This is a genomic window from Chroococcidiopsis cubana SAG 39.79 (assembly GCF_003991895.1).
In the GTDB taxonomy this organism is placed as follows: domain Bacteria; phylum Cyanobacteriota; class Cyanobacteriia; order Cyanobacteriales; family Chroococcidiopsidaceae; genus Chroococcidiopsis; species Chroococcidiopsis thermalis.
This window is the reverse complement of record NZ_RSCK01000009.1, coordinates 126,637-151,440: the sequence shown is the minus strand read 5'-3', so window position 1 is coordinate 151,440 and position 24,804 is coordinate 126,637. Positions and strand designations below refer to the sequence as shown.

Here is a 24,804-nt window from a genome sequence, read left to right as displayed (position 1 = left end):
AGAGAATTAGGCTTCGTTGAGGATCTTGGGGACTTTGAAAAATTCCCCATCCTGTTCTGGAGCGCTTTCGAGTATAGCATCGCGATCGCCATATGGTTCTAGTTTATCCGCACGGGTGATGTTACTAGCATCAATTGCCCGCATGGTTGGAGGTACGTCAGTTACGTCAAGTTCGCTCAACTGCTCGAAATAATCTAGAATGCTACTCAATTGAGTGGTAAATTGTTCCTCCTCTTCGGGAGTGAGTGCTAAGCGTGCGAGATGGGCAACTTTACGAACTTGTTCTTTGTCGAGCATGGATGGTAATTGGTAATTGGTAATTGGTAGTTAGTAGTTTGTCATCTATAGTTTTTGACTTTTCACTTTTCACTTTTGACTTTCCCATTACCATTAAAAGTAAATATCTTTTGATAAACGTCCGGTGGTTTTGAGCCAGTTTTGTGCTTCGAGATAGTTGTTGGGATCTATTTGGATAGCGCGTTTCCAGTAGTCAGCAGCGAGATCGAATAAACTATCGGCGCGATCGCTATCTCCTTCTTCTTTGGCTTTTTCCCCTTGGAAGTGATAGATGACAGCCATGTTATTCAAGGCTTGCGTCATGTTGGGGTAACATTCGAGTGCTTTTTCGTAGTACTCCAAAGCTATCTCGTGTTCGCCATTATTTGTATAAATTAATCCCATATTATAGAGAACGTAGCTGCGATCGTAGGGATCTTCTTCTAGTTCCAAAGCCTGTCTGTAGTTGTCTAAAGCTTCGGCATACTCTCCAGCCCCCTGAGCAGACATACCATCGCGGTAATAGACAAAAGCTTCTTTAGCTTTTTTATTGGTAGGCAGAATCTTCAGAATGATATCTGCCATGACGGTAAATGTTTTATCTACAAAGTTGTCATTACGCTGGCTTCTTGGCATATCGAGTCCGAGCTACCGTTTGGTGTATCGCTTTTGCGATCTATCTTAACGTGAGTGCGGCAGTCTTAATCTCATTGCAACAAAATAGCAAAAAATTTTCTTTGATTCCACAATATTGATAAACCGCTAATAGTTATCAGCACAGTCACAAACTTGTGAAACTGTTCGTTACTCATTTTCTGTAACATTTGCTGTCCTACCCAGTTTGCCGGAATTGCTGCCATCCCAATGACTAATCCATACCAGAGATACGATTTGGTAAATGCTCCCAAGCTAGCGTAAGTACACATTTTGGCTATATGTACTACTAGAACATGGGCGGATTTCGTGCCGATCATTTTTTCTTTGAATAAGCCGTAATTTAAATACAGTGGATTTAAGATTGGACCAATACTACCGAGTAAGCCTGAGAGAAAAGCGTGAATAAACCCAGCGGGTAAGAAAACCCAACCTGGTACTTGAAAAGATGGTTTGCTCTCGCCTACAAACATACTGAAAGCAGAACTGACTAAAAATAGCCCTAGTAGAGTTTGTATCCACTCTAGATGAGTTTGAGTAAATGCGATCGCACCCAAAATCGCCCCCGACACTGCACCAGGCAAATACCACCAAGTTAGCCGCCAGTCTATATCTTGCCAAAAAACAAAAACTCGTTGCAAGTTCCCCAATAACATGCCTGTGGTCACGACTGGCGGAATAGCTGGCGTTTCCAGCAGGAAGTTTACCATCGGAATAATAATAAACGGACTTCCCCCACCAGCTAAGCTACTAATAACCCAAGCAATAAAGCTCGACACTGCCAACAGGAGAACCGTCATAGAGGCGATCGCCTTTAATAAATCTTTATAATCTTAAGTATTTACTTTAACTCTTTACTTGCATCCGTTGCTACTCGAATCTGCACTCTTTACGTTACTGTAGCTAGAGGCAGACACAGAGATTCGTTAGAGGCTTGTACCTTCTGAAATTTTGACCACAACAGGGAGTAGGGAGCAGGGTTACAGAATCATAAACTAAGGCTAGGGAATCCAATCGCTCTAAAAACAAATTATTATGTCGAGATTGCGCGGATCGCAAGACATAATAAATCAATATTTCAATCCTATGCTTTTAAGCATGGTTTCCCTACTCAGAAGCTCCCTTATCTCTGCTCCCTTTGACTTTTGAATTTTGAATTTTGAATTTTGAATTTTGAACTGTTTTACTTACACGGAAATGGGCGAGGGCGCAGGATCGTATTGCTCTGCTTCTTGATATGAGAAAAAGTTGTTACTCAGAGGAATCAGTTGCACCGCACAAGCTTTTAATTCTGGCTGTTTGGAATCAGGACAAGATTCGGGATGGGTGAGGGCATTTGCTTCAGCTTGTTCTGCCCACAATGCCCCCCAGTGCATCGGCACAAACACCGTACCAGGGGCGATCGCTTTTGTTACTTTAGCAGGAAATTTAGCTTTACCGCGTCGCGATCGCACTTCTACCCAATCATCATTGTTAATTTTCAAACTCGCAGCATCGCGGGGATGAATTTCGATAAATGGGTTGGGATGCATCTGTTGAATTTTATCAATTCTGCCCGTGCGAGTTAGGGTGTGCCAATGCCCGTATAATCGTCCGTTTGTCAGGACATAAGGATATTGCGGATCGGGTGGTTCTGCCAGTCCCCGCGAGTGATAGGCGGCGAACTTCGCCCTACCATCAGGGGTATGGAATTTAAAATCTGTATACAACCGTTTGGCTTTTTCGTGACGATCCGATTTACCTAACTCAGATTCGGGACAGGGCCATTGCTGCGGTCCTTCGGCGCGGAGGCGTTCGTGACTCAATCCTGACATGTCGCAAGGGCGATCGCGCGTAACTTTGGTAAATTCAGCGTAAACTTGGGTGGCAGCAGAAAAAGCAAACTGTTCGGTAAAGCCCAACCTTCTCCCAACTTCAGCAAAGATTTCCCAGTCTGCTTTAGCTTCTCCTGGTGGCTGACGAAAGGCACTACACAGAGTTACGCGCCGTTCGGAATTTGTCATTACGCCCGTCTTTTCACTCCACTGTGCGGCGGGAAGCAAGACGTGGGCGTAGGCAGCAGTTTCAGTAGGATAGTAGGCATCTTGGTAAATGGTAAAAGGCGATCGCAATAGTGCTGCTTTCGTCCTTTCCAAATCTGGCATACTTACAGCTGGGTTAGTTGCTGCAATCCACAATACGCCGACTTCCCCTGACTCCAAGCCCGTGATAATTTCCCAAGTATTTCTACCAACCTCAGAAGATATACTACCAGTTGGCAGACCCCAAAGTTGCTCTAACTCGGCGCGGTGTTGTGGATTTTTCACGCTGCGGTAACCTGGAAGCAGATGTGCCAATCCCCCTGCTTCCCGTCCGCCCATTGCATTCGGCTGTCCCGTGAGGGAAAATGGACCCGCACCAGGCTTGCCAATTTGCCCTGTCATGAGGTGCAAGTTGATAATGGTTCTGACCTTTGCCGTACCTTCTGAAGACTGGTTTACGCCCATCGACCACATAGATAGGACGCGCTTCGATTCTTTCCAGTATCGCGCCGCCGTCTCTAAATCGGCAGCAGAGATTCCGCATTTTTGCGCCACCATCTCTGGGGTGTAATCTTGAATTACCTCTGCATAAGCAGGAAAATTACTCGTACAATCTTCAATAAAATCTAAGTCGATACAGCCCCAACGCATTAACAAATGGGCGATCCCGTTAAGTAAGTCGATATCCGTCCCAGGATGAATCGCCAGATGCAAGTCAGCAGCTTCCGCCGTAGTTGTGTAGCGGGGATCGACAACGACCATTTTGACGTTGCGGTTCTGCTTGCAGTATTTGTTGAGGCGGTTGAAAACAATTGGATGACACTCAGCAGTGTTCGTACCGATTAAAAAAGCGCAATCGGTTTGTTCTAAATCTTCGTAGCAACAGGGAGGACCATCAGCGCCAAAACTCTGTATGTAACCAGATACCGCGGACGACATGCACAGGCGAGAATTGGCATCAAAGTTATTCGTCCCCAAACACCCCTTCATGAGTTTTTGTGCGATGTAATAGTCTTCGGTCTGAAACTGACCGGAACCATACATGCAAATTGCATCAGCCCCTTGAGTCAGGCGAACTGTTTGAATGCGATTGACGATTTTTTCTAGTGCTTCTTCCCAGCTTACCTGGCGGAACTCTTCATTGAGCGAGTCTCTCACCATTGGATAGCGTAAGCGGCTTTTGGCGATCGCTTCTGCTATTGTCGCGCCTTTGACGCACACCATTCCTTGACTGGAAGGATGGGCTTTATCCCCTCTCACTTTCCAGACTGGATTCCCTTGACTGTCTCGATTGGTCGCTTTGCCAGCAGCGGCTGGGGGTGAGACTTCTAAGCCGCAGCCGACACCACAATAAGGACATAGGGTTTTGGTGGAGTCAGTCATGACAGTGTTACCGCAATTTTTTCGTTAATGGGCTACAGATTTAAAGTTGGAGAATTATTAGAAGCTCTTTCAGTAAATTTGATAAATTTGACAGTTTTTCAGCACTTTAAACCACGATTCTACATTACCAGACAACATACCCACGTTTGAAATTTTAGTCTGTAGAAAATGTTACACAAATACCGTTTTCAAGAGTAAAATTGTCTGAAAGTTCTGACATAGTCAAAATCGAAATAGCTCGAACAGATCCTATTTAATTTTGATATCCAGATATACTATTTACCTCAATCAGTCCTAGTAAAAATTATAACCGTAGATAGAAGCAAACAAATATAGTATTTTAAAGAACTTTTAGCGATTGCTGTGATTGATAATTGGTAATTGGTAATTGGTAATTGGTAGTTGGCAACTGATAACTTTCTTTTATAAGCGTCGTTGGGTGCTAATAATAGAAAACTAGGATAACGCAGTTTAAAATTTACCTGCGTTATCCCGTATAAAGATTAGGTAGGTGGAATGCAGCAAGAGATTTTATTCTAATTCCTCTGCCAATATAGAACTACTTGGTAGCGCGTGTTCTGGTGTATCTGTTGCAGCAGTAGCCTCATAATCTTCAGCAAAAGAGCCTTTTGGTTCCTTCAAGAAGAAGGCGCACAAGCTAGCACAAATTAGAGCAGCAATTCCCATTGTGGCAAACAAAGTACGGGCATTGGTCAGGCTGAGAATTGTTAAATAAATTACCCCACCAAAGTTACCATATGCTCCGACGTTACCAGAAATTTGTCCGGTAATTTCTTTTTTAATCAGAGGTACGATCCCGTAAGTTGCACCACAACCAGCTTGAGCAAAGTAAGCAGAGAGCATTGTCACGGCGATCGCTAGTGGTAAAGCCCAGCTCCCATTAATTTCATAAGCGAGTAAGTAGCTAATCCCAATTCCAACCGAAATAACTGTCATCGTCCATTTGCGCGAACCTAATTTATCAGAAATTAAACCACCACTAGGACGAGAAACTAAGTTTAAGAATGGATAGCATGAGGCAATAATACTTGCCATATGATGATCCAAGCTAAAAGTTGTTTCAAAGAAGATTGGGAGCATAGAAACTGCTGCCAATTCCGAACCAAAATTTGTGACGTAAGTAAATTCGAGTAAAGCGACTTGACGAAATTGATAGCGTTCGGATGCAGAGTAGATTTTTTGTCCGGTTAATAACTCTTTATTGACGCGCCAAGCTTGATAAGTTTGGTAAGCATACAATCCTAATAGTCCAATCCAAACAATATACATTTGGCTTTGGCTGAGGAAGTGAATTTTAGGTTGAGCCAAACGCCAAGCTAACAAACCAAGAGCGAAAATCAAACCGAAATTTGACAGCAGCATGGCATAAAAACTGCCTTTGCTGGTGACTTCCATCGCGCCATTTTTCTTAGGACGCTTGTAAACTTTACCGCTAGGAGTATCTTGGACAGTATTGAAGTAGATAACACCGTAAATTGCAGCAACAATACCTGTAAAGGCAACTGCCAAACGCCAGTTAGATGCACCACCTGCAACAAAGCCAGTAGCTACTGCAAGAATTGGGAGAGCAAATTCAGCACCAAAAGCCCCAAAGTTACCCCAGCCGCCATACACACCTTGAGCAATACCAATATCTTTGGGCGGGAACCACTCAGACACCATGCGAATGCCGATGACAAATCCAGAACCGACAATCCCCATCAACAAACGACTCCATACCAATTGGTTGAAATCGTGAGACATCGCTGTTGCCATACAAGGAACTACAGCAAACATCAACAGAAAAGAGTAGGTAATTCTTGGACCAAACCGATCCAGCAGCATACCGATAATAATACGAGCTGGAATTGTCAGTGCTACGTTGCAGATGAGGAGAGTTGTTTTTTGGGGATCGCTTAAATGAAGTTCTTTCTGAATTAATCCGGCAAAGGGTGCAAAGTTAAACCAACAAACGAAAGTTAAAAAGAAAGCAAACCACGTTTGATGTAAGATGCGATAGCGACCCTGGAATGAAATTAAGCCTTTGAGCATGAGATGACTTCCTAAGTCAAAAGAAGAGGAATTGCAAAAGTTGTGCTGTTAGCAATTCTGTGAATTGCCTCAAGAGTGTTGTAAGAGCTATTGGGTTCTATAAGTCTGAATTAGGCTATCTTTTACCAGTTTGAAAAAGTTCTATCAGTGTCGAAAATATTGGCGAACCATACCGTAAACATTTGCTGGCTTGACTTTTTATTTGCACAAATTACATCCATAACACTGATAGAAAAGTGATTGTGTCTGAATTTTTAATGGCACTTTCAATACTGGTTACTACTCTAGATTGGATTACTAAAGCCAGAAGTTTCGTATATTTTGTAACGAAATTACATTAATTATGAAATAAACGCATAGTGTTCATGCATTTTCATGCATATTTACCACCCAAAGACAGATTGCAAAAAAATAGCGATCGCCTAAATGTCGGAGCGATCGCCGTTTTCAGCTATCAGTGATTAGTGACTGGTGACTAGAATATAGTCCAGCCACTCTCTACTCCACATGGGCATGACGATGATATAAAAAGTCGAGGATGTGGTTGCGCAGTTCGTAGTAACGGGGATCTTCGATGATACGGGCGCGTTGGCGCGGACGAGGGAAGGGAATCTCCACAACTTCACCAATCGTTGCCGAAGGACCGTTGGTCATCATGATCGTTCGATCGGATAAAAATAGGGCTTCGTCAATGTCGTGCGTGATCATCAACACGGTGACGCGGTGTTCTCGCCAAATTGTTAGCAGTTCTTCTTGGAGTTCCTCTTTGGTAATGGCATCCAGCGCCCCGAAAGGTTCGTCGAGGATCAGGATTTGGGGACGAATAGCTAAAGCACGGGCGATCGCCACTCGTTGTTTCATTCCTCCAGATAGCTGACGCGGCTTTTTATCGGCAGCTTCCGTCAGTCCTACCATTGCTAAATGCTCTTTAGCGAGCGCTTTTTTCTGCGCCGCCGGCATATTGGGATGGACGGCATCAATGGATAGATAAACGTTATCAAACGCCGTCATCCAAGGCAGCAGGGAGTAATTTTGAAACACCATCATCCGTTCCGGTCCTGGTTCGGTGACGCGATCGTTTTGCAGCCGAACTTCTCCCGTAGTCGGTTTGTTAAATCCTGCCACCATGTTTAGCAGGGTAGTCTTGCCGCAGCCAGAGTGACCGATCAGACAGATAAACTCACCTTCGCAAGCTGTGAAATTAACATCTTTTAAAACTGTGTAAGGACCATTTTTTGTAGGATAGACCTTGGAAACATCCTCTATAACTAGAAATGGTTCGCGAGTTTGATTTTGAGTGACTTGGACTAAAGATTGAGTTTCTCTAATTTGCATGTTTCTTGAGGGAGTAGGGAGTTGTAGGGGCGGGTTTACCAAGAGTTTTTACTACTATCAGAGATTTCGCGTGAACCCGTCCGTACACAGGAGTAGTTGGTAATTGGTAGTTGGTAATTGGTGGTTGGTAATACCCATTACCCATTACCCTTTTTTAAACAGTGACTATAGGATCGATCGCAATTTCTTCGACGCGGATTTGGTGTTTGATTTCCAAACTGTTGAGGTAGTCAATCGGGCGATCGGGATAGAGAATTTTGCCGTCAAATAGCTTGATGGGTTGGGGATCGTGTCCAATGTCCATAAATCCAAGTTCGCGGGCGGCGATGCCAAATACATCGTTACGGCTGACGCGATCGAGGACTTCCACCCAGTTTTTCGGAAATGGAACTAATCCCCAGCGTGCCAACTGAGTCAAGATCCACAGCAGATCGGTGCGATCGCGATAGTTGGCTTTGTCTACGTGGAATTGGTTGAAATGCAATAGTTGTTGGGGTGCGGAACCGTCGCCGCGATTGTAGGGATCGAGGAACCCAGGACGGGTGTAAGCGGGATCGGAACCGACGTATTCCGGTCGGCAGAGTAATTCGAGAATTTCTTCCCGATGGCGGCGATCGTCGCAGTAGTCGCAAGCTTCTAATAAGGCTTTAACTAGGGCAACGTGGGTCTGTGGATATTGGTTTGCCCATTCTTCCCGCACGCCTAAAACTTTTTCTGGATGTCCCGCCCACAAGTCTAAATCGGTGGCAACGACAAATCCTAATTCTTCGTAAACGGCACGGGAATTCCAAGGTTCGCCAACACAATAACCGTCGATGTTTCCAGCTCTGAGATTAGCTACCATTTGCGGTGGCGGAATCACCGTTAAGCTGACATCTTCATCGGGATGAATGCCACCACTCGCCAACCAGTAACGCAGCAGCAAGTTGTGCATTGAGGCTGGGTGTACCATACCGAAGGTGTGGACGGTATCGGAGTCAGAAGCGATCGCGGCTTTTAAGTCGGCTAGGGTTCTAACTCCTTGCTCGAAAAACTTTTTGCTCAGCGTAATGGCGTTACCGTTACGGGAAAGAGTCAGGGCGCTGACGATGGGGATAGGAGTTTTACCACCCGCCCCTAAAGTCATGGCTAAGGGCATTCCTGCAACCATTTGGGCAGCGTCTAAGCGTCCCGTACCTACCCCCTTAGCGATTTCCTTCCAACTCGGTTCGCGGCTGAGGGTGACATCGGTTAAGCCGTATTTAGCAAAGAAGCCTTTTTCTTTGGCGACTAGCAACGGGGCGCAGTCGGTCAGCGGAATAAAGCCGATTTCTAAATTGACTTTTTCTAAGCCATTGCCAGCAACGACGACGTGTTGTTTTGCTTTGCGCTGCTTGATGCGTTTTTGTTGGTTGAGGAAGTAAATCAGCTCGTTACGCATAGCGTAGTAGCTGGGATGATTGACAACTTCCATCCGCTGACGGGGACGGGGAATGTTGACATCCAGAATTTGTCCGATTTGTGCTTCAGGACCGTTGGTGAGCATGACAATGCGATCGCTCAGCAGCAAGGCTTCGTCTACGTCGTGTGTCACCATCACGCAGGTAACGTGACTTTCTTCGCAGATTTTCATCAACTGTTCTTGTAAACCGCCCCGCGTTAAAGCATCTAACGCCCCAAAGGGTTCGTCGAGTAGCAGCAACTTAGGACGAATTGCCAAAGCACGGGCGATCGCCACCCGTTGTTTCATTCCTCCAGAAAGTTCGCCCGGACGCTTATCTCTAGCGTGACGCAAGCCGACTAAATCGATGTGATGTTCGACAGTCGATCGTCTTTCTGCCTTGGTTTGATTTTTGTAAACTTCATCAACCGCCAGCGAGATATTCTCGTACACTGTCATCCAGGGCAGTAGAGAGTAGTTTTGAAATACCACCATGCGATCGGGTCCAGGTTCTTTTACCTGCCGTCCTTCTAGAATTACACCACCACGACTAGCACGGTCTAGACCAGCAATAATATTTAGTAGCGTAGATTTGCCGCAACCAGAGTGACCGACTAAGGAAATAAACTCACCCTGTTTAATTTTTAATTCAATATTTTTCAGTGCCGTATAGGTACTACCATTTGGCAATGAAAATATTCTATCAACGTGGTCAACTTCAACAAAAACTGACATGGTAATTGGTAGTTGGTAATTGGTAGTTGGTAGTTGCTAATTGCTAATAGTTGATTGCTGATTGCTATTAACTATTAACCATTAGCTATTAGCTAGTTTTGTTCTTCTGGAACGACTTTACTAGCAATGAAAGCCACTAATCTGTCTAATAGCAGACCGACAACACCAACATAAATCAGTGCGATGATGATTTGACTTAATAAAGAGCTGTTATAAGCATCCCAGATAAAAAAGCCGATGCCGACTCCACCAACTAACATTTCTGCGGCAACAATTGCTAACCAAGATAAACCGATCCCGATTCTCAAACCTGTAAAGATGTAAGGCACGGTGGCGGGAAACAGAATTTTAAAGAAATATTTTTTTCCTCTGAGTTTGAGAACTCTGGCGACGTTGCGATAATCTTGAGGCAGTTGTTGTACGCCCACTGTTGTGTTGATGATGATGGGCCAAATTGCTGTAATGAAAATTACAAAAATTGCGGAGGGATTGGATTGTTGTAATGCTGCTAACGATAATGGCAACCATGCCAAAGGTGGAACGGTTCTAAGAACTTGAAAAATCGGGTCTACAGCGTTGTAAACAAATTCATTCGAGCCAATTAGAATTCCCAGAGTAATTCCGACAATAGCTGAGAGGGAAAAACCGATTGCGACCCGTCCCAAACTAGCCAGAATTTGTAATGCTAATCCCTTATCTGTCCCGCCATTATCAAAGAAGGGATTGATGATGTAAGGGTCCCATGTTTCTTGAATTACCTCGATCGGCGAAGGCAAAGCAAGAATCCCACTCATTGTAAGTAACTGCCAAATCAATGCAAAAATGGCGATCGCCACGATGGGCGGAATCACTTTTTTAGCGATAAACTTGGCGATCGCTTTCTGCTGTAAACTTTTTCTCGAACGATCTAACGTTGCGGTCATGCTCCTCCTATGCTTCTACGTTTATATAAAGAATTGCGGGAGTCGGGAGTCGGGAATTGTAGAGACGTTACATATAACGTCTCTACAGGAGTTCTTCTTTCCCTAGCCCATCATTAAGCTTTCTTAATCTTTAGACTCTTCAAATAAGCTTCGGGATTAGCCGGATCGAATTTGACTCCATCAAAGAAAGTTTCCACACCACGGGAAGAACTCTTAGGAATCTCTGCATCTGGTACGCCAATTGCTTTAGCAGCTTCTTTCCATAGATCTTCGCGATTTACCTGGTCTACGAGTTTCTTCGTGTCGGTATTTGCCGGAATATAACCCCAGCGAATATTTTCCGTCAAAAACCACAGGTCGTGGCTCTTATAGGGATAGGAAGCATTGTCTGCCCAGAACTTCATTTTGTGGGCGTAGTTCTCTTCTGTACGACCGTCGCCGTAGTCAATGTTGCCCTTAGCTCGCTCGATAATATCTTTAGCTGGGACTCTAAACCACTTCTGCTGGGAAACGATATTCACCATCTCCTCTTTGTTTTCTGCTTTTTCACACCATTGTTGGGCTTCTTGTACTGCCATCAATAATGCTTTCGCCGCATTGGGGTTCTTATCTACCCAGTCAGCCCGCATTGCAAAAGCTTTTTCTGGGTGGTCGTTCCACAACTCTCCAGTTACCAAAGCTGTATAACCCCGCTTTTGGTTCACGAGTTGAGCATTCCAAGGTTCTCCGACACAGAAAGCTTCCATATTGCCCACTTTCATGTTGGCGACCATTTGCGGTGGTGGAACGGGGACGACCGAAACATCAGAGTCAGGATTAACACCACCAGCCGCTAGCCAGTAACGAATCCATAAGTCGTGTGTCCCGCCAGGAAAGGTCATGGCTACCTTGAGATCTTTGCCAGCAGCTTTAGATTTAGCGAAGGCTTCCTTGAGTGGCGTGCTTTCCTTAGCTACCTTTAACTCCTTGTAAGTTTCAGCAACAGAAATTGCCTGACCGTTGGTATTCAACCTTGCCAGAATGTACATGGGAACCTTTTTACCCTCAGTAATCGTTCCCAAGCTCATTAGGTAAGGCATTGGCGTAAGGATATGTGCCCCATCAATCCCACCACCACCAGAACCTAGTGTTAAATTATCGCGGGTGACGGGCCAAGAGGCTTGCTTTTCCACCTTCACATCAGTCATGCCGTATTTGGCAAAAAGTCCCTTTTCCGCAGCAATAATCAAGGGTGCAGAATCAGTCAGGGCGATAAAGCCTAACCTTGCTGTAGTCGTCTCCACTTTGGGAGCGTCGGCAACGGGACTAACATTAGCTGTCGAACTGGTATTCGTAGTAGAGGTATTGTTACTTGCCGTGTTGCTTGAACTACAGCCGTGAACTAAAGCTGAACCTGCCGCTGCTGCACTTGTGGTAATGATGAATTGCCGTCTTGTAAACTTGGTCATTCTTGAAGTGGTAATTGGTAATGAGTAATTGGTAATTGGCGAGAGGTAGATTTTGACTTTTGACTTCTTTCCCTAGCCTCTAGCCCCTATTGCAACTTCTTGCCTCGGTCTAGCGCCGAAATGCTCGACGAGTAAATTGCGCAATACTGGCTGCAAATCGTCGCAGGGAATTCCCTTCGTGATGCAGCTACCTAAATGAGCATCCTTGCCGACTTTGCCACCCATGTAGATATCAACACCTTCTACAGCTTTGCCATCTTTACGGACTTTGGTTCCCATCAGTCCAATGTCCGCTACCTGGGGTTGTCCGCAGGAGTTAGGGCATCCCGTCCAGTGAATGCGGACTGGTTGAGTAAATCTTAGTTCTGCCTCTAGCGCCTTAATTGTTGCCAGCGCTCGATTTTTGGTTTCAATCAAGGCAAAGTTACAGAACTGAGCGCCCGTACATGATACGAGTCCTCGGGTTAGCGTTTCGGGTTCTATGGAGAAGCGTTGTAAGAGTGGTTCCGCCAGGAAGGTTCCGAGACGCGAATCGGGAATGTTGGGAATAATTATGTTTTGTTCTACAGTCAGGCGAATCTCACCACTACCATAAACTTCTGCCAACCGCGCTACTTCAAACATATCTTGAGCGTAGAGCCGTCCGACAGGAACGTGTAAGCCGATGTAGTTTAGTCCTGGCTGTTTTTGAGGGTAGACGCCAATGTGGTCGCGTTTTTCCCAGTCAATTTCGTCTTTAGCGGCTGCCGATCGCAAAGATTTACCCATTCGGGTTTCTACAGCTAGACGGAATTTTTCCATCCCCCACTCGTCAATCAACCACATCAAGCGAGCTTTTTGTCGATTGGCTCGCAGTCCATTATCTCTATAAACTTCCAAAACTGCTTTGCATACAGCAACTACATCTTCTGGTGCTACCCAAGCATCTAAAGGAACCGCCGCCTCGCAACGTTTAGCAGAAAAGAAACCACCAACTAGGATATTAAAACCAAATTCTTTTTCCTGACTCTCCTGTACGGGCGCACAGCCGTGCGCCCCTACCGACTCCCGACTCCCGCCCTTAAACGCCGGAACAAAAGCAAGATCGTTGATCTCTGCATGGACGGAGTTATCGCGACCACCAGTAATGGCAATATTAAATTTTCGCGGTAGGTTGGTGAATTCTGGGTTTCCTTCACCGTAATTGGTGATTGCGTCTTGCACTTGATGCACTAAGTCTCGCGTGTCAAATAACTCTTCGGTATCGAGTCCTGCTAGCGGATCGCCAGTAATGTTACGGACGTTATCCATCCCCGATTGGATGCTGGTTAATCCCACAGCAGCAAACTTTTGAAAGATCTCTGGCAAGTCTTCAATCCGAATGCCCCGCAGCTGAATATTCTGTCTGGTAGTGATGTCTGCGCTACCGTCATCGCCATAGCGTTGCAGGACTTCACCCAGGACTCGCATCTGATGGGTGGTGATAATGCCATTAGGCATCCGCAGCCGCATCATGAATTTACCTGGAGTGACTGGACGAAAGAACACGCCTAGCCACTTAAGGCGATGGTCGCGATCTGTTTCATCCATTGCTTCCCAACCAATAGAGGCAAATTGCTCGATCTCTGCTTTAACCGCAAGACCATCTTTCTCTGCCTTAAATTTTTCAAATTTATTCAGACTTGCCTTGGAGGTTGCTGCGTCCGTCATATGGCTTTATTCCTGTTATCTGCTATGTCCGTGCCACTACCAGCACTTATGTTGAAAAAATCAAAAATTCCGCTAGTTCTAAGTTTCTGTCATCTGTTAGATTTTGTTACAACCTGCTGTCCGTTGTCTTCCTTGGCAAAATCTTCTTTTCATCGGTATGATGGGCGTTCGCGACGCACCTTCTTTTCGTTTGAGGTTGGAATCAGACAAGACACCACGCAGTTATTTTAAAATGGCTTTAAAATGGCATCATATGAAAAGTCATCCCTGTATTTTTGATACATTCGATACTTTGCGATCGCCTTCTGTACGATTAACCCTCCGAATTTGAGCAACAACCCCAGTCTTTGCAGTCTGAATATTTGATGGATCGCAGTTCGATCGAGTGCCAACCCGTGTTGCTTGCTCGTTAAAAACTAACTTACGCGGATTTTTCCTACCAATTCGTAACTTAAGTAACAAATCATTGCTTTTATTGAACTTTTTGCATCATTTCTATGCAGATATGACATAGAAATCGGTACAAAGACGGATGTAGCATGTCTCAATTAGGTCAGACTGAAATCAGTTATCAGTTGTTAGCGATCGGCGAACGGGGTGTGGGAAATTGGTAGTTGGTAATTGGTAATTGGTAATTGGTAGTTGCTCCCTCAGCTCTCTTCCCTGCTCCCTGACAATTATCTAATTCAAATCGCAGTAATTTAACCGTGAATTTACAAACTGCTAATTTGTTAGAACAGGCACAACTCGCCCACGCTGCTTCTAACTGGGCGTTGCTACTCCAATGCCTTCAGCAACTTATGGCGGAAGTTGGAAGTCGGAAGTCGGAATTCGGAAGTGAATTTTCTCCCTCAGCTTCCTCAGCTTCCTCAGCTTCCCCAGCTCTCTTCTCGCCGACTCCCGACTCCTCTGTACGGGCGCACAGCAGTGCGCCCCTACCGTCTCCCCTAACATGGGCAATCGATATTTTGACGTGGGGAGATTTTCATCAACGGTGGGATGTGGCAAAGTTACTGCCTAAATTCGGACGAGAGGCGATCGCATCTTTATTGGAGATTTTGGCAGATGAAGATGCGGATGAAGAATTGCGCTGGTTTGCCGTGCGGAGTTTGGGGACTTTTGACGATCCAGAAGCGATCGCCGCTTTGGTAGAGTTGTTGCAAACATCAGCAAATCCAGAAGAACAGGGAATAGCAGCCGCAGCTTTAGCAGAAATTGGCTCGAATGCTGTATCTGCAATTACAAAGTTGTTAGAGCGAGAGAATACCAGAGCGCTAGCTACGCGATCGCTTGCCTATATTCGTACTAAAGAAACAATCGAGCCTCTACTCAGCGTTGTGCGAGACTCAGATGTGGAAATTAGAGCGATCGCGATCGAAGCTTTGAGTAGCTTTCACGATCCTAAAATTCCCCCCATTTTAATTGAAGCTTTAAGCGATTTGAGGGCAAAAGTGAGAAAAGAAGCCGTTACTGGCTTGAGTTTTCGCCCCGATTTACGTGAAGAATTGAATTTAGTCGATCTCTTGCTGCTGAGATTGCATGACTTCAGCATAGATGTTTGTCTAGCTGCTGCAAACGGTTTAGGTAGATTAGGAACGGATCGAGCTGCAACAGGTTTGTTCCGAGTCTTGCAGTCTCCCCATACGCCGAGCGCTTTACAGATAGAAATTGTCTTAGCTCTAGGCAGAATTGCAACCTCAGCTAGTCTGGAATATTTACGGCAAGTTTTCGAGCCAATAACTTCAATCGCAATTTGGCAAGAAACAATTCATGCTTTAGGACGAGTCGAACAGTTAAGTTTAAAGCCACAAGCAGCAGAGATTTTACTCGAATTGCTGCGTACCAATCGCTTAGCAGCACAACATGCCAAACTCAAGCAAGCGATCGCTTTGTCTTTAGGTCAATTGGGTGAAATGCAAGCAATTCCATCGCTAATTCAATTACTAGCAGACTCAGATCTTGCCGTCAAATTGCACGCGATCGCTGCTCTCAAACAGTTAAATTCTACTGCTGCCTATCAGCAGTTAACTCAACTTGCTGCTGATGCTAACATTTCACCGCAACTACAACAGGGAGTGGCGATCGCTTTGCGAGAATGGGATCTTAATTCTTCTTTTTAAGTAAATATTTACCCCACTCTACAGCAATCGGGATCTCTGTAAAGGGAATCCGCACGGTATCTTGTGAATCTTGCATGATAAATTCTAGCGCGATCGCTTTCCCTTTATTTGGTGGTGTCTCCAACGCTACTGGTTTTTCCTCTACTAGTAAGTGAATTTCTTGTACCCGATCTAAAGAAAAAGTTTTCAGGTCAATGGGTCCCGTGCGTGTTGGTTTTCCCCAAGTTAATTCGTTCCCATTCTGCCCCAAAACCGCATAAATATCGTATTTTGACTTTTCAAATTGTTTTGCCCAATTTTGGTAGGCTTCTACTTTTTGAAATTCGTTTCTTCCCTGCCAAGCTAACCAAAAAAATAATCCTAGCAGTGGCAACCAAATCAAACCACGTTCCATTGTTTTACTGAGTAGCTATCCTTCTCTAATTATAGAAATTGCTATGGTAGTTCTATTTCATCAGTAGGTAAGCTACTTGATTTTGTGCGAAGTTTTTGTTACTATCTATCTCATAATGGAAACATATTCAGATTTTTAAAAATTGCAAATATTACCATTGTAATATAGGTATTATAAAACAAAGCTCGGAAGAAATAAAGTAGTTGGTACTAATTAACGCTTAATTCTTCGCAATTCGCAACTAAAACAACAATGACAAAGTAATAATTACGAATTACGAATTATGAATTAACCATGCAGTGCCTTAAACAGAGCATCTGTCAACTCAACAGCTTGCTTGGCTCGTTCTGGGGCTGTTGCACTAGCATCAGTTGCGGCTAGGGCGATCGCGGCAATGTATTCGCGTTTAGTCAATCCTTTATCCAACATGGTTGGGTCTGTAGGATGGGCAGGCGCATTAGCATCATGAGCAGACATAAATCTAACCCTCCGGTATTACAGGTAGCACGAAGTCAATATATACTGCGTTGGCTACCATTTGTCATATCAAACGAGGTTGTTGCCAACCGATCGCTCACAGCTTTTCGAGGAGAGCAAAGACAACCCGTGCTTGATTTTCCGCCGCGATCGCAAAAAATGTGCCGATTTGCGTTGCTGCTGCCTCTTCGCCACCACCCGCTAAATCGGAAACGCTTCTGACGGCAATAAAAGGGACGTTATTAGAATAGGCTACCATTGCCGATGCGGTGGTTTCCATATCGACAACTAATACATCCGTTTCAGCGTTACGGTTGCCTTGTTCGTCAAAATTGAGAGTTGTCGCTAGAAATCTACGATATTGGGCGTTGTCAACAAATGTAGGTCCGGCGACCCCATTTTGACCGACGATCAGTTGAGGTGGTGGATCGATCGGCGTAGTAGCGCAATTTCCCGCCTGGTCAACTTGAGGACAATCCAATAACTTAACTTCCAGCTGACTTGCTTTTTTAAACATTGCCTCATCCACCGTAAACCAAAATTTTAAGTCCTGATCTGTCTCTGGATTTACAGATGCACCTGGGAATGGAACTTGACGGATGATTTGTTCGTTGTTCTGGTTGAAATAAAATTGTGGTGCGCGATCGGAACTGACATTTGTATTGCGTAAAAAAGCATTCTTAGCATCTGGTTGAAAGATTCCTGCTGGGTTAGCTTGCCCTGGTTCTGATGCTTGTCCTAGTAAAAAATTGCAAGTCTTAGCTTCCTCTAAGGGGTCTTGCAAGACGTGATTGAGCTGAAGTCCAGGTGAGAAAGCACACGGTACAATTTCTGCCGTGTTATTGAAATACGTCTCTTGGGGGAAAGCCCACCGTTTGGGGATCGTCACCGAACCGATGGGTGTCTCGTTCGGGGTATTAGGGTCGTCGTCGTTTGCCCCAACCCCACCAACTCCACCAGCGATCCCGCTAAAAATCACTTTCGAGACGTTAAATTTGTCTAGCGTTAATTGCGTCACCATTGTAGCGTTGACAATACTAATATTAGTCAGCACGACAACGACATTCTTACCGCGCAATTTTCCCTTACTAAAGCGATGTCCGTTAATATTTAGACAGCCATCGAATTTATTTTGACCGTCATTCAAACGCATTTCATCAATAAATCGATCTGCCTCACCAGAAAATGCCGAAACGAGAGCAATTCTGGGAACTGTATCAGTATTAGCTTTACACTCCCCTTGAATCGGTGCGGCTTGAGTGGTGCTGACGGGTAACTGAGACGCAAAAGAGAGCAAAACAGGCAGTTGCCACCAACGCAATCTGCTAATAGTTGTATTCTTGCTAAATTTCATGGTTTTGCTCTCCTACCCTCTTGTTGTAACGCTAGGTCATTAGGATAGTAGTATTGGCAACCACGCAAAATGGTAGTATTTGCAACTTAACTATTAGTTAGAATCAAACATTGTATTTTGTCGTGAAACTATAGAAAAGTTGACTTATTTGTCAGTGCTTGCTGTAAAAAGCGGGAGTCGGTAGGGGCGCACAGCGGTGTGCCCCTACATGTGCGCCCGTACAGGGGAGTCCGGAGTCAAGAAACAGATTTTGATACCTATTCGATCGCATAATCAGTGCTAGCGCGCGGGAACGTTGCAACGATTGACGATCGCCGGATTCGCGCGACTCCCTTTAGTTTGCAGATCTGCTAGCGTACTTCCGAGTAGATACAGTCCACCACAAAGCATGGGTAAACCGATGAGTACAGTTAGCCCAAAAACGAGTATTTGACTTGAATCTGATTCAGTTACAACTTGGCGATCGCTAGAAGTTCGATCGCCACTTAAGGGTTTCCCACAAACACTACAGCAATTAGAACGAGTTCCTGCATGGTGAGAGCGTTGCACAGTCACTGCTAAAAGCTGTTCTCCCAGAGTTTTTGCCATAACACAGGGGTAAGTAATAAGTCGTAAGTCGTAAGTAAAAAAACACTTACGGCTTACGATAACTGATAACTGACTACTGATAACTGATTAAGTAATCACAGTTGGTTTCGACATTTCAGTATGTTCGCGAATTTGAGCAACTTCCTGGGCGATCGCAATTGGTTCGGCTAGCGCTTGTTGTACCTCTAGATCTTGTTTGCTAGAGTCACCTTCATAACTTTCAAAGTAAACCCGTAATGTTGCTCCTTGGGTTCCTGTACCGGAAAGGCGGAAGACGATCCGAGAACCGTCAACAAAACCAATCCGCACACCTTGTTTGCTGCTGATACTACCATCAATCGGGTCGGTGTAGCTGAAATCGTCTCCATATTCGACTTCATATTGTCCGTAACGCTTACCTTTGAGTGTGGGGGCGACAGAACGCAGCTTTTCCATTAAGGTATTGGCGCGATCGCTATCTACTCCTTCATAGTCGTGGCGCGAGTAATAATTGCGTCCGTATGTCTGCCAGTGTTCGCGCACGATGTGTTCTACCGATTGTTGGCGCACGGCAAGGATATTCAACCAAAATAACACCGCCCACAGCCCATCTTTTTCGCGAATGTGGTTGGAACCCGTACCAAAACTTTCTTCCCCGCACAGGGTGGCTTTGCCTGCATCGAGGAGATTGCCGAAAAACTTCCATCCCGTCGGAGTTTCGTAACAATCAATTCCCAATTTAGCCGCTACGCGATCCGCCGCTTGACTTGTGGGCATAGATCTTGCGACTCCAGCAAGTCCTGAAGCATAACCAGGGACTAACTTAGCGTTGGCTGTCAGCACTGCTAAACTATCGCTAGGGGTGACGAAGAAATGTTTGCCCAAGATCATATTGCGATCGCCATCTCCATCGGAAGCAGCACCAAAGTCAGGCGCATTATCTCCAAACAGAATTTCTACGAGATCGTGGGCATAGACTAAATTCGGGTCTGGGTGTCCGCCGCCAAAATCTTCTAAAGGCGTACCGTTGACTACCGTACCTTGCGGTGCGCCCAAGCTTTGCTCGAAAATTGCCCGGGCATAGGGACCCGTGACTGCGTGCATGGAATCAATGCAGATGCGTTTACCAGAGGTGAGAAATTGACGAATGCGATCGAAATCAAATAGCGACTCCATCAGTTTTTGGTAGTCTTGAACTGAGTCGATAACTTCAACCGTCATCTCTCCCAACCGAGACTCGCCTAACGTGTCTAAATCGATATCTGGTGCATCCAGAATTTTGTAGCGATCGATTGTTTTACTACGGGCATAGATTGCCTCAGTCACCTTTTCCGGTGCGGGTCCACCGTTGCCAGTGTTGTATTTTACGCCAAAGTCCCCATCTACCCCACCTGGGTTGTGGCTGGCAGAGAGAATAATTCCACCCAGGGTTTTGTATTGGCGAATAATACAGGAAGTCGCAGGAGTAGAGAGAATGCCGCGATGACCGACCTTAATTCGGCTAAAACCATTCGCAGCAGCCATTTTCAAAATAATTTGGATCGCTTTTCTGTTGTAGTAACGACCGTCACCACCCAAAGCTAAAGTTTGTCCCTGACAACCTTCGAGACTATCGAAGATGGATTGGACGAAGTTTTCTAAATAGTGGGGTTGCTGAAACACTTTGACCGCTTTTCGCAAACCAGAAGTACCTGGCTTCTGGTCGGTAAAGGGAGTAGTGGAGACTTCAAGGATATTCATGGAATAGGTTATTGTTCCTGACCGAGCGTTTGCAACTGTAAACTTCTCAAAAAGGGCGATCGCGCTACTTTGAACTTTCGATCTATATTCGTGATTGCACTTAGCACTGTGACACTTTGCTTGAAATATCAGAATGTCTGGCGCTATTCTCACATTACCATCCTCCCTTGCCATCACTCTCAAGTCAGTTATCAGGGAGCGCACGAGCGATCGAGCAGTGAATTGCGTGGTGCGATGAAAGCTGAGAGGAAGGTGCAGAGGCGATCGCTACGCTCATGCTTCGCGCTTCGCAGCTATGAGGCAAAAGCCGATCGCGATCGCTGAAGGTATGAAAGGTTTTGCATTACCTCCAAAATCATAATTTATCGAGCTTTTTCGCACTGAATTGCCTAATGCTTTAGTTGTTGAGTTGGCAAATGCAGGTCATTTTTTTCAACCTACTTCTACTAAACGAGTTTACAAATTAAAAACCTGCCAAGCAAGCGTTCAATTCAGAAAAACAATGTGCTGTTGTCCCGCTTTCAATTTCACGATTAGAGACGTAAGTACAGACAAAAGTTGTGATCTTGATAAATCGCATCTTGTATTATTATTATGGCGAACTATTCAACCTTAAAACTTCAAGTTAAGCTTCTAAATACACAACTTGCCATGACTTTTGGTAAATAATCTATGTTAAAGAATGCTAAAAGTAGGTTGAAGCTTTTCGTGTTCCTCGGTCTGATTATTATTATTTTTACACTAAATACGATTGTTGTTAACATTCATTCTCAGGGTTCGACCAGTTTATTTGAACCATTTAAAATCGTAGTTAATTCTAGCTTTATTAGTCCGTTGGATGAGTTTTTTGGTGATGTTTTAATTGGGCGAAAAGTTTTTATTGCTAGTAACACTATCATCCGAGCGGAGCCCGACACTCGCATTTGTATTGGCGATCGGACTAATTTTCAAGACAATATTTTATTTCTAGCCCTCCGTAGAAATACGGCTCCTCCAAGTGCTTGTGCGGCAAAATCAAGTAGTACTGGCGAACGAGTGAGTATTGCTCATCAGGCAAATATTGAGAATTCACAAATTGGCAACTTCACCTTTATCGGTTTTCATACTCGCTTGCGCAACGTAGTGCTAGAAGACGGTGCTTTTGTACTACATGGTGCGATTCTGTCGAACGTGCGGATTGGCAAAAACCGTTTAGTACCAATCGGGGCAGTTATTACGACTCAAGCGCAGGCTGATGCTCTCCCACTCAAAACGGAAGCTAATTCTAAGTTTCAAGAAGAAGTATTAGAAGTCAATGCCGAGTTTGCTGAAAACTACAGCCACCTATACGAAGAAGCAGGATTTGATGCCGTAACGGGTGTTAGTACAGCACCAAAAACATCTTGGAATCCGAAACCAGTCAAACCCACGATCGGTCAGAATGTAAAACTCGATGAGTTTGCTCGCATCGTTGGAGATGTCAGGCTTGGCAATAATAGCACCGTGGGACAGCGAACTTCAATTCGTGCTGATGAAGGCACGCCAATTATCATTGGGGAGAATGCCCAAATTGAGGATCGAGTCACGTTTCATGCGCTCAAAGGTACGAGCATCCATATTGGTAAAAACTTAGATACGAGCGATAACATCGTTTTTCACGGACCTCTCGAAGTTGGCGATAATCTCACAATTGGAGATGATACTGTATTATTTCGTTCTAAAGTTGGTAATGACGTGACAATCGGCAGCGAGGCTATAGTGGTGGGCGTAACGCTGCAAAACGGCGTAAAAGTTCCCGATCGCGCTATTATTACCACCCAAAAGCAAGCAGATGCCTTAGTGCGATAGCCAAGGCTACAAATCTGACAGCGCAGAAGTCTTCCTATGTTGCAAATTCTTTCCCAGTTATTCTCGAAGCGGCGAAAGCAATTTTGGTTATCTATAGCCATGTTTATCGTAGTCGCGATCGCCATCAGTTCGATTCAAATCTCTCTAGCTCGAATAGTCACCCCTACTCATCCACTCGATTCATTAACGGCACAAGAGATTACAGCAGCCGTTGCACTCATTAAACAAAAAATGCCCCAACAGGAAATTCACTTTCCCATCGTTGCTCTGAATGAACCAGATAAAACAGAAGTCTTGAATTTCAAGCCAGGACAACCCTTCAAACGAGAAGTTTTTGCCGTGGTTTACGATCGCTCTCAAAACAAAACCTACGAAGCTGTTGTAACTTTAAAACCTAAAACTAAAGCTAAAGCTGCGGTTTTATCATCCTGGCAAGAGATTCCTGGCGTGCAGCCAGCCATCATGGAACCAGAATATGAAATAGCAGCGGCAGTCACTAAAGCCGATCCGCGCTGGCAAGCAGCCATGAGGAAGCGAGGCATTACTGACTTCAAACAAGTTGTCGTTGAAGGCTGGGCAGTAGGGCTGGTGACTGAAGCAGAAAAGTCAAGTGGGGCGCGTCTGTGTCGCACGTTATCTTACTTCAAAGGCGATCGCTGGAACTATTACGGCACGCCAATAGAGGGAGTCGTTGCAACTGTCGATCTCAATGCGAAAAAACTGGCTAGTTTTAGCGATACGGGTGTCGTAGCTCTCTCCAAGGAAAATTGGGACTACGATCGGCGATCGCTCAGTCCCCTAAGAACGGCAGCCAAGTTACTAAAAATCCTGCAACCAAACGGTCACACCTTCAAACTCAGTGGTAATGAAGTGAGTTGGCAGGGGTGGAAATTCCGCTACATGATGCATCCACGGGATGGCTTGATCCTTTACCAAGTGCAGCATGAAGACGGTCGCGAATTTCGTCCAGTTATGTATCGTGCCAGCCTATCTGAAATGGTCGTTCCCTATGGCGATCCCAATCCGCAGTGGTCGTTTCGCAATGCCTTTGATGTCGGAGAATACAATTTCGGTACGCTAACTAATACTCAGGAACTAGGCAAAGAAGTTCCTGAAAATGGGGTATTGCTAGATGCAGTGCTAGCAGACTCGCAAGGCAAACCTTATGCCATGCCTGATGTTGTCGGGATCTATGAAAAAGATAATGGCGTGTTGTGGAAGCACTACGATTATAGATCCGAACGCAAGGATGTCCGACGCGATCGCCAGCTCATTGTCACAACGACAGCAACAATTGGTAATTACGACTATGCCATCAACTGGATCTTTCACCAAGACGGATCGTTAGACGTGCGGACTGACTTGCACGGACTTGTTTTAGCCCAAGGATCGGATTCCGTCACCACTGCAAGTCGAGATAGCTACGGCAAGTTAATCGCCAAAAATATTGTCGGTGTCAACCACCAGCACTTTTTTAACTTTCGCTTAGATCTAGATGTAGACGGCGAAGCAAACATGCCGATGGAAATGACGGTTCAATCCCTACCTATCAGTGCAAATAATCCTCACGGGAATGCATTTGTTACCAAACACGTACCCTTAACATCAGAGGAAAGCGCCGTTCGGGATTTGAATATGACGGAAAACAGAGAATGGGCGATCGCCAGTACGACTCGCAAAAATCAACTCGGCGCACCCACGAGTTATATGCTCATGCCGTCTGGAAATACAGTCTTTTTTCCCCGCCAAGACGCAACAATTCGCGATCGCGCGGGCTTCGCTACTCACCATTTCTGGGTGACTAAGTATAAACCTAAAGAACTCCACGCTGGAGGAGAATATCCCAACCAAAGCAACTCCCAACAGGGCTTACCTACCCTTGTTGCGGATAATGAACCGCTTATAGGTCAAGACTTGGTAGCTTGGTACACGTTCGGTACTACCCACGTTCCTCGCCCTGAAGACTGGCCTGTTATGCCCGTTCACCATGCTGGTTTTAAGTTGATGCCCGTAGGGTTCTTCACGCGCAATCCTGCTATTAACCTACCAGAATCAACGCCCATCAATCACTCTTCCTAATTAGAACTGTTGACATAGCAGTTCTAAATGATTTGTAATAGTAGGCTTCTAGCCTGTGGCAGGCTAGAAGCTTGCTCCACCATGAATCAAATAGGATTGCTATAGTTAATGGCTCATAGTTGATGACAATTTACTATCAACTACCAACAACAGAGTTCTTGCAAAAGCGCTAGATTTTAAAAAATTTAATACTTATAGAACGCAGATGGAGTTTGAATGCGCACAAGAGAACATCATGAATGGAATTCACAACCAGGAATGAAGATTCTTTCTCACTCCCGACTCCTGTACGGGCGGGTTTTGAGTCCTG

19 protein-coding genes are annotated in these 24,804 nt (G+C 45.1%); 4 read left to right on the top strand and 15 right to left on the bottom strand.

Translation table 11 applies throughout. From position 1 onward, the window contains the following. Nucleotides 1-6: 6 nt before the first annotated feature. From gatC to DSM107010_RS08615, 10 genes are all read right to left on the bottom strand, one after another. Complete coding sequence (gatC, locus tag DSM107010_RS08660) at nt 7-297, bottom strand: Asp-tRNA(Asn)/Glu-tRNA(Gln) amidotransferase subunit GatC (protein ID WP_015155577.1); 291 nt, start codon at nt 295-297, stop codon at nt 7-9. Between the two features lie 93 nt (nt 298-390). After that, complete coding sequence (locus tag DSM107010_RS08655) at nt 391-912, bottom strand: photosystem I assembly protein Ycf3 (protein ID WP_015155576.1); 522 nt, start codon at nt 910-912, stop codon at nt 391-393. A gap of 71 nt (nt 913-983) precedes the next feature. Next, entirely contained in the window at nt 984-1,730 is a 747-nt protein-coding gene (locus tag DSM107010_RS08650) for a sulfite exporter TauE/SafE family protein (RefSeq protein ID WP_106167776.1), read from the bottom strand. A 387-nt stretch (nt 1,731-2,117) separates the two neighbouring features. Next, entirely contained in the window at nt 2,118-4,334 is a 2,217-nt protein-coding gene (locus tag DSM107010_RS08645; protein ID WP_106167777.1) for a molybdopterin oxidoreductase family protein, read from the bottom strand. A 531-nt stretch (nt 4,335-4,865) separates the two neighbouring features. Then, nucleotides 4,866-6,386 carry a NarK family nitrate/nitrite MFS transporter gene (locus DSM107010_RS08640; protein WP_106167778.1) on the bottom strand — a complete coding sequence of 507 codons (1,521 nt, stop codon included), beginning with the start codon at nt 6,384-6,386 and terminating at the stop codon, nt 4,866-4,868. 498 nt (nt 6,387-6,884) lie between these two features. Further along, nucleotides 6,885-7,721 (bottom strand): ABC transporter ATP-binding protein, encoded by an 837-nt coding sequence (locus DSM107010_RS08635; RefSeq protein ID WP_106167779.1) that lies wholly within the window; start codon nt 7,719-7,721, stop codon nt 6,885-6,887. A 154-nt stretch (nt 7,722-7,875) separates the two neighbouring features. Further along, nucleotides 7,876-9,876, bottom strand: a complete 2,001-nt coding sequence (locus tag DSM107010_RS08630; protein ID WP_106216523.1) for an ABC transporter ATP-binding/substrate-binding protein — start codon at nt 9,874-9,876, stop codon at nt 7,876-7,878. A 92-nt stretch (nt 9,877-9,968) separates the two neighbouring features. Next, a complete protein-coding gene (gene ntrB, locus DSM107010_RS08625; RefSeq protein WP_106168374.1) occupies nt 9,969-10,799 on the bottom strand; it encodes a nitrate ABC transporter permease in 831 nt (276 codons plus the stop codon). 113 nt (nt 10,800-10,912) lie between these two features. Then, nucleotides 10,913-12,247 (bottom strand): CmpA/NrtA family ABC transporter substrate-binding protein, encoded by a 1,335-nt coding sequence (locus tag DSM107010_RS08620; protein ID WP_106168373.1) that lies wholly within the window; start codon nt 12,245-12,247, stop codon nt 10,913-10,915. Between the two features lie 72 nt (nt 12,248-12,319). After that, nucleotides 12,320-13,936: a ferredoxin--nitrite reductase gene (locus DSM107010_RS08615; RefSeq protein WP_015155568.1), complete on the bottom strand. Its 1,617-nt coding sequence runs from the start codon at nt 13,934-13,936 to the stop codon at nt 12,320-12,322. A 707-nt stretch (nt 13,937-14,643) separates the two neighbouring features. Between DSM107010_RS08615 and DSM107010_RS08610 the strand changes: the two genes are divergently transcribed. Then, nucleotides 14,644-16,056, top strand: a complete 1,413-nt coding sequence (locus tag DSM107010_RS08610) for a HEAT repeat domain-containing protein (RefSeq protein WP_127022769.1) — start codon at nt 14,644-14,646, stop codon at nt 16,054-16,056. On the opposite strand, the gene DSM107010_RS08605 is transcribed toward DSM107010_RS08610, so the two are convergent. From DSM107010_RS08605 to DSM107010_RS08585, 5 genes are all read right to left on the bottom strand, one after another. Beyond that, nucleotides 16,040-16,450 (bottom strand): hypothetical protein, encoded by a 411-nt coding sequence (locus DSM107010_RS08605; RefSeq protein ID WP_015155566.1) that lies wholly within the window; start codon nt 16,448-16,450, stop codon nt 16,040-16,042. The two genes, DSM107010_RS08610 and DSM107010_RS08605, sit on opposite strands and share 17 nt — an antisense overlap. A 288-nt stretch (nt 16,451-16,738) precedes the next feature. Further along, nucleotides 16,739-16,927: a hypothetical protein gene (locus tag DSM107010_RS08600; protein WP_106165912.1), complete on the bottom strand. Its 189-nt coding sequence runs from the start codon at nt 16,925-16,927 to the stop codon at nt 16,739-16,741. Nucleotides 16,928-17,024: 97 nt separating this feature from the next. Next, complete coding sequence (locus DSM107010_RS08595; protein ID WP_106165913.1) at nt 17,025-18,281, bottom strand: 5'-methylthioadenosine/S-adenosylhomocysteine nucleosidase family protein; 1,257 nt, start codon at nt 18,279-18,281, stop codon at nt 17,025-17,027. A 279-nt stretch (nt 18,282-18,560) separates the two neighbouring features. Next, a complete protein-coding gene (locus DSM107010_RS08590) occupies nt 18,561-18,869 on the bottom strand; it encodes a hypothetical protein (protein ID WP_106165914.1) in 309 nt (102 codons plus the stop codon). A gap of 87 nt (nt 18,870-18,956) precedes the next feature. Continuing rightward, nucleotides 18,957-20,588, bottom strand: coding sequence for an alpha-D-glucose phosphate-specific phosphoglucomutase (locus tag DSM107010_RS08585; RefSeq protein WP_106165926.1), 1,632 nt, complete (start codon nt 20,586-20,588; stop codon nt 18,957-18,959). Between the two features lie 90 nt (nt 20,589-20,678). Between DSM107010_RS08585 and DSM107010_RS08580 the strand changes: the two genes are divergently transcribed. The 3 genes from DSM107010_RS08580 to DSM107010_RS08570 all read left to right on the top strand — a co-directional run bounded on the left by DSM107010_RS08580 (nt 20,679) and on the right by DSM107010_RS08570 (nt 24,494). After that, on the top strand, nt 20,679-20,912 hold the full coding sequence (locus DSM107010_RS08580) for a hypothetical protein (RefSeq protein WP_127022766.1): 234 nt from the start codon (nt 20,679-20,681) through the stop codon (nt 20,910-20,912). Between the two features lie 348 nt (nt 20,913-21,260). Next, nucleotides 21,261-22,415 carry an LbetaH domain-containing protein gene (locus DSM107010_RS08575; protein WP_241994159.1) on the top strand — a complete coding sequence of 385 codons (1,155 nt, stop codon included), beginning with the start codon at nt 21,261-21,263 and terminating at the stop codon, nt 22,413-22,415. Between the two features lie 36 nt (nt 22,416-22,451). Further along, nucleotides 22,452-24,494: a primary-amine oxidase gene (locus DSM107010_RS08570; protein WP_106165915.1), complete on the top strand. Its 2,043-nt coding sequence runs from the start codon at nt 22,452-22,454 to the stop codon at nt 24,492-24,494. Nucleotides 24,495-24,804 lie beyond the last annotated feature (310 nt).